This is a genomic window from Clostridium fessum (assembly GCF_003024715.1).
GTDB lineage: Bacteria > Bacillota > Clostridia > Lachnospirales > Lachnospiraceae > Otoolea > Otoolea fessa.
Genome location: NZ_PYLO01000006.1, coordinates 118,100 through 131,453, shown reverse-complemented (window position 1 = coordinate 131,453; position 13,354 = coordinate 118,100). Strand labels below are relative to the sequence as shown.

Sequence of the window (13,354 nt, the reverse complement as noted above, 5' to 3'; positions counted from 1 at the left end):
AGTGAGCAGAAGCCGGCGCGGAAAAAAAGCTGGAGAAGATGCAGAGCGCCTGCTGCAGGAAGCGTTTGGAGTCAGCGAAGATCAGCTGTTGAAGGATTTTATCCTTGCACAGACGGAAGTAAAAGACAGCGACATACCTCCAGAACCAGAAGACGGCTTTGAGAGGTTGATGGCAAAGTTAGAAGCGGAGGTGGGAACAAGCCCGGAAAGTGAAAAAGAATCATCCAGCGAGAACATTGTCAAACTGCACGAAGAAGCTCGCAAACCACGCCGGCTGAAAACGATTGTGAAAGTCTCTGTAGCAGCCGCCGCTATCGCAGTGATGGTTGTGGCGATGGGGATTTCGGCTGGGGCGAAGAGGGAGTATCGGTATGTGGTTAGAGAAGAGGGGAGTGTGCGGAGTGATATTGTATTGAATAATGTGGATATGATTCAAACAGAAGATGCATTAGAAAAAGCATACACAGAAATAGCGAAAAAGACCAAAATCCAAGCGATTAGATTTGCATATATACCTGAAAAAATGCATTATATTAAAACAGATATAGCAAGTACCCGAGTTGTAATGTATTTTGAATATGATAAATATAGGGTAAAGATAATTCAACAGTTTCGGGATGGCGGAAATTCAACCAATATTATTTCTGATCGAAAAAAAGCAATGAAAGTGCATAATGACCTTTTGAATGAAGATATTAATATTCAACAGGCTAAAATAGATAGTGGAGAAATGGAATATAGCTCCATAGTGATAAAGGGGGCTACATACTATCAAATTTCAGGAATTATGCCTCAAAAAGAGTTTAAGAAAATAGTAGAAAATATGTATTTAGAGAAGTAGTACGGAGGGTTTATGAGAAAAAAATTAGTTTCATTTATTTGTGCGGCAGTTATGATGGCAGCAATACCAATGCAGGCTAATGCAGCGGAATTGACGAATGTTAATGGGGTTTCGATCGAAACAGCTGATTATAGTGATTCATATTTTTTGGAAGATGGATCCGCAGAAGGAATTGCAAAAGGTATAGAACAGAGAGGAAGTATCATTGATACAGCAACGGTTCAGATAAGTAATTTGGGAAAGGGAGATATTGGAATTATTATCGAAACATTAGCGCATGTAGAGTGTGATAAAATCAAAAATATTGCAATACTGCAAAGACAAGAGGACGGTAAATGGGTGGAGGTTTCAAGATATATATATGATGCCAAAAAAGAAGATTTTCCAACAGAAGATTTATCAGGAATGACAAATGAATTTACTGTGAAAAATCAAAAGACGGGTTATTATTATAGAGTGGTTGGCGTCCATTACGTTGAATCAAATGGAAAAGGGCAGTCTTTCATGACCAAAACAGATGGAATCAAAATCACCGAATACGGCGACTAATTCTAAACGGGGACCGTGTTACTAAATCTATATTTACAATACTAAATAGTATGAAAAAAGCGATCACATAAATACCCCCACCTGCAACCATCCAGGAATTTTTGGATTCAAAATTCCAGATGTTTTCAGGTGGGGGTTCTTAAACGGTTTTTCATTATGCCAACAGGCGTGAAAGAATCTCCTCAAAGATTCCTATTTCACGTTCGCCTTATACTCCTTCAACGCCTGTGCCAGCTGATCCGGGCAGGAAGTTGGGCGGAAGCCGCACTGGATGCCTTCGATGCGGGAGATTGCCTCGTCAATATCCATGCCATCGATCAGGCGGGCAACGCCCTGTGTGTTGCCGGAGCAGCCGCCGACGAACTGCACATTCTTTACTTTATTATCTTCTACTTCAAAATTAATCTCACGGGAACAGACTCCCTTTGTCTTGTATGTCATGGTAAAACCTCCTCAAAATGGTATGTGTTTTAATCTGCTGTGGCGGGAATCCACCGCAGTAAAATGATTATAGTCTGCCAGTAAAGGTGTTGTCAAGATAACAAAAATCCAGTATACTCATGAAAAGATACGGTGTTACTGTTTGTACAAGGTATACATGGTAACGATGCGGCTGCGCTATTATAAAGTAAATGAACGATTTTCAAATGGAAAATGATGGTGCAGGCACACACTGACTGTAGAGCCGAGTCAGCCAATGGATTTGAGGAAAGAGATGCAGGGGTATAAGCGCAGAAGATCAAATAGTAAGAATTTCTTTTTCTATAAATCTATAAAAGAAAGGCAGAAGAATAAAGAACAGAAAAACAGGAGGGCAAACAGATGTTAGGAATCATCGGAGCGATGGATGAAGAGGTGGCTCAGATCAAGGAGAAAATGACGGATGTTACCGTGACAAGTGTAGCCGGTATGGATTTTTATCAGGGCAAACTGGGCGGAAAGGACGCAGTTGTGGTTCGCTCTGGTATCGGCAAGGTAAATGCAGGTATGTGCAGTCAGATTCTGGCGGATCGGTTCCATATCAGTGCGATTGTGAACACAGGTATCGCCGGTTCCCTGCGTGCAGAGATCAACATTGGCGATATCGTTGTATCGACGGATGCGGTGCAGCATGATATGGATGCGAGCGGATTCGGATACCGGATCGGACAGATTCCGCGTGTAGATACCTTTGCATTTGAGGCGGATGAGAAGCTGCGCGAGCTGGCGATTGAGTGCAACCAGAAGGTAAATCCGGAGATTCAGGCATTTCCGGGACGCGTGGTAAGCGGCGATCAGTTTATCTCGGATAAGGCAAAAAAGGAGTGGTTGATCGAGCAGTTTAGCGCAAGCTGTACCGAGATGGAGGGCGCAGCGATCGCACAGGCGGCATATTTAAACGGAATCCCGTTCCTGATCATCCGTGCCATTTCGGATAAGGCAGATGACAGTGCGGGTATGGACTATGCGGCATTTGAAGCGCAGGCGATCAAGCATTCGGTAAACCTCTTATTAGAGATGGCATCTCGTTATGAGGCATAATTAAATTCATAAGCACGAAAATTTGAAAAACGGCACACCGCATTCTCGTTACTTTCGTGATGAGTTAGGTGTGCCAAATTTTTTGCAAAATACAGAACGTGTGTTTGCCATATGTGGAAACATATGGTATAATTTAATGATATTGCATGCTTAAACACCCATTAAAAATCGAATTAAGGCAGAATTTGACGAACGATTTTCCCCTTTCTCATCTTCACAAAGACTCTTTCGGCGGATATAATAAAGCCACGATGCAGGCGGGATTTGACAGGCGCAAAAAGCAGAATGCAAAAAGCAGATTGTAAAAAGCAAATTGCAAGAGATAAACTGCGAAGCGCCTAAACCTGACCTGTGGCAAGCCACCCGGAAGTGATCCGGAAGTAGAGAAAGGGGAGCTTTTTTATGCTGGAATTTTTACAAACTGGAAAAGCGCTGTCCGTTCTTGCGGCAATCGGAATGATCGGATTTGTCAGCAAGTTGATTACACGGAGCCTCTACAAAAGATTATTAAAAGAAACTGACAACATGGCGATGACCCGGAACAAGAATCTTCAAAATCTGAAGCAGCGGTTGGAAAATACCTGCCGCCTGGGACAGAACATCGTGAACACGCAGGCATATCTGGACAAGCAGATTGACGGATTTTCATTTTTACATATTTCGCTGGATGCGTGGAACGGCGTGTCAATGGAAATGGTGCTTTTAGGGCTTCTGACCGGAGCAGCGGAGGCATTTCTGGCATACTGGTATGAGCTGGATGCGAGCTATATTGTGCTGTATGCGTCGGCAGCTGTCATGAGCGGTCTGTTTCTGGCATTTATCGAGAGCTGTTTCCAGATTGACCAGAAACAGCAGCGGCTGGAAACGGCGCTTTTGGAGTATGTGGATAATTCGGTGTTTCTTCGGGCGGCACGTGAGAAGGAGACACGCGGACAGGAAATGTCCGGAGCTTCTGGTGTATCCGGCGGAATTGCTGGCGTGGACTCGAATGTGCGGGAAATGCCGAAATGGCTGCAGAGTACTCTGCGGGCAGATCGCGGCGTGAGTGGTCGGGATGGTGCTGAAACGGATAACCGGGATCTGGGAGAAACGGAGTTTGAAAAAGGAAAATCGCGGACAGCGATGAGAGTGAATCCGTTCCGTGAGCGGGATGCACGGGCACAGAATCTGATGCGGGCAGTTCGCACTGCACCGCGCGAACCGGAGGAACGGGACAAGCATGAGACAGATGGGCATCTTACGGATCGCCGGATGGTATCAGGAAATGAAACGGAAAACAATACGGGTCCCAGGCAGGAAGCGAAGGAGCGTCCCGGCGACAAGGAAATGGAGTATTTGAAGCAGAGCCTCGACCAGATTGCAGCAAGCCGGGATACGCGGAAAACACGAAATGGCGAGGCAAATGCGGGTGACTGGATGAAAGGTTTGAGCCGCGAGGAGGCGCAGGTTCTGGGGGATATTATGAGGGAGTATTTATCGGGGTTGTAAATGATGATTCCAACTGAAAACTGGTTGCACACGGGTGTCCAGATTGCTATAATAAAGATAAGTTAAGTTTTTGACAAAGTAATCACGCCGCCTGCGGACGGCTGAAATGCAAAGGAGAGGAAACATATGGGAAAAGATGTGATCTTTGATTATTCAAAAGCAGCTGCATTTATTCATGAGGAAGAGATCGCCGGTATCAAGGCGGGCGTGCAGGCGGCAAGAGAGACGCTGGTAGAAAAGACCGGCGCGGGCAATGATTTTCTTGGATGGATCGACCTTCCGGTGGACTATGATAAGGAAGAGTTCGGACGCATCAAAAAAGCGGCGGAGAAGATTCAGAAGGATTCCGATGTCCTGCTGGTAATCGGTATCGGCGGTTCGTATCTGGGCGCAAGAGCGGCGATCGAGTTCCTGTCCCATAGTTTTTACAATAATCTTCCGAAAGAAAAAAGAAAAACACCGGAGATTTACTTCGTTGGCAACAGCATCAGCAGCAAATACATCCATGATCTGATGGATTTGGTCGATGGAAAAGATTTCTCTATCAATATTATTTCCAAGTCCGGTACGACAACGGAGCCGGCGATCGCATTCCGTGTATTTAAGGAGATGCTGATTGAGAAGTATGGTAAAGAAGAGGCAAACAAGCGAATCTACGCGACGACAGACCGGGCGCGGGGCGCACTCAAGAATCTGGCAAATGAAGAGGGCTACGAGTCCTTCGTGGTTCCGGATGATGTTGGCGGTCGTTTCTCCGTCCTGACGGCAGTCGGTCTGCTTCCGATCGCGGTCAGCGGCGCGGATATAGATGCGTTGATGCAGGGCGCGGCAGACGCGAGAAAGAATGCACTGGAGACTCCGTTTGAGAAGAATTCTGCTCTGTTATATGCGGCGGTCCGCAACATTCTGCTCCGGAAAGGCAAACAGGTCGAGATTGTGGCAAACTATGAGCCGAGCCTGCACTATGTATCGGAGTGGTGGAAACAGCTCTACGGCGAGAGCGAGGGCAAGGATCAGAAAGGTATTTTCCCGGCAGCGGTTGATTTAACGACCGATCTTCATTCGATGGGTCAGTTCATCCAGGACGGCGCGAGAATCATGTTTGAGACAGTTCTGGAAGTGGCTGAATCTCCGGCGGAGATCATTTTAAAGAAAGAAGATGTTGACACGGACGGTATGAACTATCTGGCTGGCAAGAGCGTGGATTTCGTCAACAAGAGTGCGATGAACGGCACGATTCTGGCACATACCGACGGCAGTGTGCCGAACCTGAAAGTGACGATCCCGGCGATGGATGCGTACAGCTTAGGACAGCTCTTCTATTTCTTCGAATTTGCCTGCGGCGTCAGTGGATACCTTCTGGGCGTCAATCCGTTCAACCAGCCGGGCGTAGAGAGCTATAAGAAAAATATGTTTGCATTGCTTGGCAAACCGGGCTATGAGGAAGCGAGAGAGGCGCTGCTTAAGAGACTGTAAGGGGCAGGTCTGTAAAAGAATATGCGTTCTGCGGCGTTCACTCTGGCATGTTTCATGAAGGAAACTGCAGCCCGGATCTAAAAATAGAAAACGGAACATAGAATAAAAAACGCTTTTATCAGCAAAAACTGATAGAGGCGTTTTTTGTGTGTAATAGGAAATTTCTTGGAATTCCCCATTACACAAAAAGGCACATTCTTTTATGCCGCAGAACCTCGAAAAAACAATTTTCAAAAATTATAGATAATTTTTACATAAATCGCCTCCTGCATTTTACAGACCATCTTTAAGATAGAATCTGGACACAGCACAAGTGATTTGACAGAAGAGAAGCGCGGCAAAGGACTCCCGATCACGATTTTGACATAGATGGCTGGTTCCAAGGTAAGAGAGACTGGGAGATGGGACACCGCAGCAGGAGGAGAACGAATGAAGGTAAGTATGAGACGTCTGATGGCGCTTGCGATGGCAGGCACGATGACATTGATGGCAGGATGCAGCCAGGCATCCAGCTCGGCGACAGGAAGCAGCGACACACAGATCGCGTCCGGAGAGAGCGGGGCAGAGAAGACGGCATCCGGCGATAAAACGGTGATTGAATACTGGCACTGTAACGCAGAAACCCAGGGAGGTCTGGTCGTAGACGATCTGGTAAAGAAATTTAATGAGGAAAATGACCACATCGAGGTAGTAGCGAAATACAACCCGGATATGTACAAAGGTCTGATGCAGAACCTGCAGGCGGAAGCGGCGACCGGAAATACACCGGCGCTTGTTCAGATTGGCTGGGCATTTCTGGATTATTTCTCCAATAACTTTGACTATGTGGCGCCGCAGGATGCGATTGATAAATTCGACAGCGAGGATGCAAATTTCTTAACCGACAATTTCCTTCCAAATGTCTTAGACCTGGCAGTCAACAGCAACGGCGAGCAGGTCGGAATCCCGTACTCCTTAAGCAGCCCGGTTCTCTACATTAATAAAGATCTCTTAAAAGAAGCGGGCCTTTCCGAAGATGGACCGGAGACCTGGCAGGAAGTACAGGAATTTGCCGAGGCAGTCAAAGAGAAGACAGGAAAATATGGTTTCTATATGCAGGAACCGGCAGACTTCTGGGCGCAGCAGGCATTGGTTGAGAGCGCGGGAGCGGATATGTTGACTGCGGATGCATCCGGCAAGAAAAAAGCAAGCTTTGCAACCGAGGACGGCATTGCGGCAATGCAAATGATGCAGGATATGGTAAAAGATGGTTCTGCCCTTCATGTTTCATGGGAAGAGGGCTGCCAGAGCTTTATCGACGGCAACTGCGCGATGCTTTACACCACCATTGCGAGACGCGCTTCCGTACAGAAGGGGGCACAGTTTGACGTAGCAACTGTGAAATCCCCGCTGTGGAACGACAAGGAGCGCAAGGTTCCGGCAGGCGGCTGTTTCTTAGCCATCACCGCGCAGAGCGACGAGCAGATTCAGGCGGCATGGGAGTTTGAAAAGTATCTTTACAGCGTAGAATCAATGGCAGCATGGACCGAGGGAACCGGTTATGTACCGCCGAGAAAAGATGTGGCAGAGGCAGAAAATGGATTGAAAGATTTTCTGGCTGAGAACACAATGATGAATGCAGCGATTGAGCAGATGGACGGCGTTGTATCATGGACCGCATTCCCGGGCGATGCAGGCCTTGAGGCAGAGCAGCTTCTTCTGGATATGAGAGACCAGATTCTGGGCGGTCAGGTATCTGCGAAAGATGGTATGACGAGCACACAGGATGCGATCAACCAGCTGCTGGATGCACAGTAGGGACAGGCAGCCTGACGCTTGGAACAGCTTTCGGGTGGCAGAAAAATCATTACAAAATTTAGGACAGAAATGAGAATGGGGTTGTTGCGGAATAGCAGAACGTGTTTTGGCAGAATGGACTGCGTGCAGATAAGACGCAGGAAGCGGCCGGAGCGCGAAAGAGCTGTTTGGCGGCAGCCCCTTCATAAAATGCAGGCTCAGGGTCTTTCCAACACCTGCTGTTGTGGCTGGGCAGGCGCCGAAAGATTCCGATAGTACATTAGAATGGAGGAAATAGTTTGAATCGGGAGGACAAAAAACAGGCAGCGCTTGGATATGTTTTTTTGCTGCCGTCGCTCGTCATGTTTGCGGTATTTATGTTTTATCCGCTTTTTTACACGCTGTATTTGAGTTTTTTTGAGTGGAACATGGTAAAGCCGGTCAAGAAGTTTGTGGGACTGGGGAATTATATTTCCGTTTTGAAGGATCCGAATACATGGAAAATCTTTGGCAATACATTCTGGTACATCGTGATTCTTCTGGTGTTTAACTTTGTGATGCCGTACATTTTATCATTCATTCTTTCGTGCGTCATCAAAAAGGGACAGAGTTTTTACAAGGCGGTTTTTTTCCTGCCGAGTGTGATTTCGCTGGTCGTCGGCTCGATTCTGTATACATGGATTCTGAATCCGATTTCGGGTCCGGTCGCGATTGTGGCAGGCTGGTTTGGGCTGAAACTGCCGTTTTGGTCGAAAACGGAGGGCTGGGTCATCGCGGTACTGTGCATTATCACGACCTGGAAGACGTTTGGCTACAATTTCATCAACATTCTGGCGGGCGTCTCCGGTGTCTCAATGGAGGTCATCGAGGCGGCGCGTCTGGAAAATGTGCCGATGTGGAAGATTTTTAAGGATATCGTCGTGCCGATGAGTTCTGCAACTGGGATCTATGTGTTTATTACGACGATCGTGCAGGGACTCCAGTATGTGTTCACGCCGATCAAGGTCGTCACACAGGGAGGACCGAACTATGCCAGCTCGAACCTGATTTATATGTCGTACCATGAGGCGTTTACACTCTATAAAACAGGAACTTCCTCGGCGGTATCGGTCATGACGATGGCACTCTTTATCATTCTTTTGGTGCTGGAATTCCGGTTTGTAGAAAAGGGGGTTTACTATGAAAACTAAAGACAGACAGATCGGCTGGCATCTGTTTCTGGTGGTGGTCGTTTTCCTCCTTCTTATGCCGATCGTATTTGCAATTTCCAACTCTTTCAAGACGATGCAGGAGGCGTTCAACACAGTTTTTCAGGTGATTCCGCTGCATCCGACGCTGGAAAATTACCGGCATGTATTTGACAAACTGCCGTTTGTGAAAATCACGCTGAATACGTTTCTGATTGCATCGACGGTCACGATTTTTAAGACAATCACGGGACTTCTGGCGGCGTATGCGTTCGTCTATTTCCGGTTTAAGGGAAAAGGATTTTTGTATTTTATTATGTTAAGCACGCTGTTCATCCCGTTTACGGTCACGATGATTCCAAATTATCTTCTGATCTCTAAGATCGGTCTGCGCGATCGCATCTGGGGCGTCGCACTGCCGCAGCTGGCGGATGTGCTGGGAATTTTCCTGCTGCGCCAGGCAATGCGTGGAATCCCGCTGGCACTCATTGAGGCGGCGCGGATGGAAAATATCCGGCACATGAAAATCATGCGCGACATTGTGATTCCGCTGGTGCGTCCGTCCATCATTTCCACCGGCATCATTTTCTTTATCAATTCGTGGAATGAATATGTGTGGCCGGTGCTGATCTTAAAATCCAAGGAAAATTATACGCTGTCGCTGGCATTGCAGATGTACATCAGTGCCGAGGGCGGTACGGAATTTACGATCGCGATGGCGGTGTCGGTGCTCACGATGCTGATTCCGCTGGTACTGTATATCATTTTCCAGCGCTATATCGTCAATACATTTGCGGCGTCTGGATTGAAGGGATAACGGGAGATTGCGCTGGACATAAGAAAGGGATAGATTAATTCGATGAAAAATATTGTATTTGAAAATGTTAAAAAAGCGTATGGCAAAAATGTGGTCGTGGAGGACCTCTGCATGGAGGTAAAGGAGGGCGAACGCCTGATTTTATTAGGTCCGTCCGGCTGTGGAAAATCGACGACACTTCGCATGATTGCGGGACTGGAAAATGTGACTGCCGGAAACCTATGGATGCGCGACCAGGTGGTAAATGATGTGCCGTGCGGCGAGCGCGGTGTCTCGATGGTGTTTCAAAACTATGCGCTGTTTCCGCATATGAGCGTCAAGAATAATATCATATATGGTTTAAAAGCGCACAAGATGGATGAGAACGAGATCAATGCGCGCTTAAAAGAAGTCCTCAAAATGCTGGAATTGGAAGGGCTGGAGGATCGGAAGCCGAAGGAGCTTTCCGGCGGACAGCGCCAGAGAGTGGCATTGGCGAGAGCCGTGGTAAAGCGCGCCGACTATTTCCTTCTGGACGAGCCGCTGTCAAACCTGGATGCACAGCTTAGGATGCGTGCGAGAAAAGAACTGGTAAAAATCCATGAAATGTACCACCCGACGTTAGTCTATGTTACGCACGACCAGATCGAGGCGATGACGGTTGGCGATCGGATCGCGCTCATGTACCGGGGCAAGATGGAAATGCTCGATACCCCGTCACACGTGTACAATCGTCCGGCAAGCGTGTTCTGTGCGAAGTTTATCGGTTCGCCGTCCATGAATATCGTGGAGGCGGAATATCATAACGGGGCGCTTGTCATCGGGAAACAGAAGGTAGAACTTCCGGGTATCTGGCAGCGGATCGCCGCGCAGTGCCCGTCGGGACTGCTGTACGCCGGTGTCCGCCCGGAACACGTGATGATGAGCCGCACCCCGCAGGAGCGGTCGATCGAGGGCGTGGTCCGTTACGTGGAGGATTACGGAAACCGGTACGGTGTTTATATTCAGGTTGAGGGAGACAAGAACGAGCTGATTGCCATCCGCGAGGGCGAGATTCCGCAGCCGGGTGAGAAGGTATACATCCATGTGGAGACGGAAAAGCTGCATCTGTTTGAACGCGGGACGGAGAAATCGCTCGGTTACCCGGAGATGGTGATCCGCGCACAGGAAAAGCTGGCGGTGCCGAAATTGGAAAAGGCGATCGCCCAGTAAGAATAGAGATAATAGAGCGAAAAAAGTGTTTTCAAAACAAGATTCTGAACGTATATTTTGAAGAGGAGACATGCAATCATGAGAAAAATTCTTATCAGTACTAATATGTATAAAGGCAGCGAGTTCGGTCAGGTTCTTCCGTACCTCAAACGGTTTCCGGGACAGGTGGGAGTCGAGGTGTTCCCGATGTTTCATGAGGAATGCTTTGAGAAGAACCTGCGGGACGCCATGCCGCTCTTAAAGGAAGTCCCGGTCAGTTTCCATGGTCCATATTATCAGGCAGAGCATTCGGCAGCGGAGGGGACTGTAGAGTATGCGCGCACGATGGAGCTGCTTGAAAAGACGCTTTCGTATGCGAAAGAGCTTTCAAGCAAATATCTCGTTTATCATCACAACAACTGCCGCATCATACCGGGCGAGAAGGAAGACCGCGTCCGCGTTTCCTGTGAAAATTATTACACCGTGAAACAGCTGTGTGAGGAGGCGGGAACCCAGGTGGTCGTGGAGAATGCCGGAGTTCTGGAGCGCGGAAACCGTCTCTTCGATGAGCAGGAATTTATCGATCTGTGCCGCCGGGAACAGTATGCAGTGCTTATCGACATCGGGCACGCCTGGGCGAACGGCTGGTCGCTTAAGCGGGTCGTAAACGCGCTGGCGGACCAGATTGTGGCGTACCATCTCCACAACAACGACGGTGTCCACGACAGCCATCAGAGGATTCATGAGGGAACACTTGATTTTGACGGCTTCTTAAAACTGGCAAAGCAGGCGACGCCGGATGCCGAGTGGGTCATGGAGTATGCGATGGATGTTTCTGGAAATGTGCGGGGGATTGAGGACGATCTGCAGTTTCTTTTGAAAATGGGAAGTGCTGCACGATGACACAGTGGCAGTGGATTTTGCCGAAAAGCCCCGCCTTGTCAACTCTTAAAAAAGCTGATATACTGGACATAAGATTGTGAGAAAAGATGTCCGGAGAGAACATCCGGACACGGTAAAAATGAAATTTGACAGCGGGAAAGGAACGGCAGGATGTTTCGTCTTTGGGGAAAAATGATGAAGGAAAACCGGATGCTTAGGGATATTGTGATCAGCAACGGTGATTATACAATGTCGAGAACGGCGATGGTGTTTGACGCGATCGACCAGATTTGCTATGCCTTTGATCTGGGGCATCCGGTCTGGCTGGATAAGACGATCGAGGAGTTCAAACGCCACGATAAGGCGCGTTTTACCCAGGACAACTTTATCGAGAGCATCGATTTCGATTATCTGGAGATACAGGTGCTGGAAGAATAAAGGGCAGGCAGCCGTTACAAAAAGACAAAGACCGGGAGGGGCGAGATGGCACAGGCGATAACGGATGTGAAAACATTTCTGGAAGACGCCAGACAGGCAGTGGTGGAGCTGGCGGAGTTTGAAAAACAGGAGGAGACGCTTGCTCAGGAAGAGAAAAAGCGTCTGCGCGTGCTGGAGACGGAGCGGAAAGCGGTGGCGGATGCCGTGAATTCGACCGTGAAAAAGCGCCGGGATGAGATTGAAAAAAGCTATGACGATGAGCTTGGGAAGCTGCAGGATAAGCTGAAACGCACGCGGACACGCCGCGAAAAGGCGAAAAACCAGGGCATCAAGGAGCGGATTAAGGAAGAAACGCAGGAGCTTCACGCGCACAACCGAGAGCTTGCCGTGCGGATGCGGACGCTGTTCCAGTCGGATCGTGTTCCATTTGTCTGCAAAAGCCCACTGTACTATGCGCTGTATTTCCCGAGGGGATTCAAAGAATTTCTGACGGTGTTGATTACCTTTGCGATCTGTTTCCTGTTGATCCCGTGCGGCATCTACAAGCTGCTTCCAGAACAGAAGACTTTATACCTGGCGATGATCTACGGCGTGGATGTGGTTGTTTTTGGCGGACTGTATATCCTGATTGGAAACTGGACGAAGGATCGCCATCTGGCGACGCTGCAGGAAGGACGTTCGATCCGCAGTCTGATCGCGGCGAACAACCGCAAGATCGCGGTGATCACCTCCTCGATCCGTCGGGATCGCAGTGAAGCGCTCTACGATCTGGAAAAATACGACGATGAGATCTCCCAGATGGAGCAGGATCTGGAGGAGACGGCGAAGAAGAAAAAGGACGCATTAAACACCTTCGAAAATGTGACAAAAACCATCCTGACCGATGAGATCACCAGCAACAGCCGTGCAAAGCTCGAACAACTCAAAGAAGGTCATCAGGAGGTCGAGAGCCGCCTGCACTATACCGAGACGGTAATCAAGGAAAAGAGAATCTTTATCACAGATACCTACGAGTGCTACTTAGGCAAGGAATTTCTGAATCCAGAAAAGTTGGACGCGCTGAAACATATTCTGGATAACAGCACAGCCGTTAATTTAAGCGAGGTCATCGCAGAGTACCGCGAACGCGGCGGAAAGTAAGCCGCGGAATTTATTTCATAAAAATAAATAATTAGATATAAGAACAACCAGAAAAAAGATGTGACACGG

13 protein-coding genes are annotated in these 13,354 nt (G+C 48.2%); 12 read left to right on the top strand and 1 reads right to left on the bottom strand.

Annotated elements, in window-relative coordinates:
* Position 1 precedes the first annotated feature (1 nt).
* Entirely contained in the window at positions 2-841 is an 840-nt protein-coding gene (locus C7U56_RS14150; RefSeq protein WP_107001755.1) for a DUF4367 domain-containing protein, read from the top strand.
* Positions 842-853: 12 nt separating this feature from the next.
* The gene (locus tag C7U56_RS14145; protein ID WP_107001754.1) at positions 854-1,390 is read left to right on the top strand and encodes a hypothetical protein; all 537 of its coding nucleotides are present in this window, start codon (positions 854-856) and stop codon (positions 1,388-1,390) included.
* Positions 1,391-1,582: 192 nt separating this feature from the next.
* Here C7U56_RS14145 and C7U56_RS14140 read toward each other — a convergent pair whose 3' ends face one another.
* The gene (locus C7U56_RS14140) at positions 1,583-1,831 is read right to left on the bottom strand and encodes a TIGR03905 family TSCPD domain-containing protein (RefSeq protein ID WP_022360027.1); all 249 of its coding nucleotides are present in this window, start codon (positions 1,829-1,831) and stop codon (positions 1,583-1,585) included.
* Positions 1,832-2,212: 381 nt separating this feature from the next.
* Between C7U56_RS14140 and C7U56_RS14135 the strand changes: the two genes are divergently transcribed.
* The 10 genes from C7U56_RS14135 (at position 2,213) to C7U56_RS14090 (ending at position 13,285) form a co-directional block, all read left to right on the top strand.
* Complete coding sequence (locus C7U56_RS14135; RefSeq protein WP_022360026.1) at positions 2,213-2,911, top strand: 5'-methylthioadenosine/adenosylhomocysteine nucleosidase; 699 nt, start codon at positions 2,213-2,215, stop codon at positions 2,909-2,911.
* Positions 2,912-3,313: 402 nt separating this feature from the next.
* Positions 3,314-4,399, top strand: a complete 1,086-nt coding sequence (locus C7U56_RS14130; protein ID WP_022360025.1) for a hypothetical protein — start codon at positions 3,314-3,316, stop codon at positions 4,397-4,399.
* 126 nt (positions 4,400-4,525) lie between these two features.
* The gene (locus C7U56_RS14125; RefSeq protein ID WP_107001753.1) at positions 4,526-5,875 is read left to right on the top strand and encodes a glucose-6-phosphate isomerase; all 1,350 of its coding nucleotides are present in this window, start codon (positions 4,526-4,528) and stop codon (positions 5,873-5,875) included.
* Between the two features lie 429 nt (positions 5,876-6,304).
* Positions 6,305-7,672 carry an ABC transporter substrate-binding protein gene (locus tag C7U56_RS14120; RefSeq protein WP_107001752.1) on the top strand — a complete coding sequence of 456 codons (1,368 nt, stop codon included), beginning with the start codon at positions 6,305-6,307 and terminating at the stop codon, positions 7,670-7,672.
* 278 nt (positions 7,673-7,950) lie between these two features.
* Positions 7,951-8,841, top strand: coding sequence for a carbohydrate ABC transporter permease (locus tag C7U56_RS14115; protein ID WP_022360022.1), 891 nt, complete (start codon positions 7,951-7,953; stop codon positions 8,839-8,841).
* Positions 8,831-9,655: a carbohydrate ABC transporter permease gene (locus C7U56_RS14110; RefSeq protein WP_107001751.1), complete on the top strand. Its 825-nt coding sequence runs from the start codon at positions 8,831-8,833 to the stop codon at positions 9,653-9,655. The genes C7U56_RS14115 and C7U56_RS14110 overlap by 11 nt, the downstream gene beginning before the upstream one ends.
* A gap of 42 nt (positions 9,656-9,697) precedes the next feature.
* Positions 9,698-10,846, top strand: coding sequence for an ABC transporter ATP-binding protein (locus C7U56_RS14105; protein WP_107001750.1), 1,149 nt, complete (start codon positions 9,698-9,700; stop codon positions 10,844-10,846).
* A gap of 78 nt (positions 10,847-10,924) precedes the next feature.
* Positions 10,925-11,728: a sugar phosphate isomerase/epimerase family protein gene (locus C7U56_RS14100; protein ID WP_233430282.1), complete on the top strand. Its 804-nt coding sequence runs from the start codon at positions 10,925-10,927 to the stop codon at positions 11,726-11,728.
* A gap of 150 nt (positions 11,729-11,878) precedes the next feature.
* On the top strand, positions 11,879-12,145 hold the full coding sequence (locus C7U56_RS14095) for a hypothetical protein (RefSeq protein WP_107001749.1): 267 nt from the start codon (positions 11,879-11,881) through the stop codon (positions 12,143-12,145).
* A 45-nt stretch (positions 12,146-12,190) separates the two neighbouring features.
* On the top strand, positions 12,191-13,285 hold the full coding sequence (locus C7U56_RS14090; protein WP_107001748.1) for a hypothetical protein: 1,095 nt from the start codon (positions 12,191-12,193) through the stop codon (positions 13,283-13,285).
* The last annotated feature ends 69 nt before the right edge of the window (positions 13,286-13,354 follow it).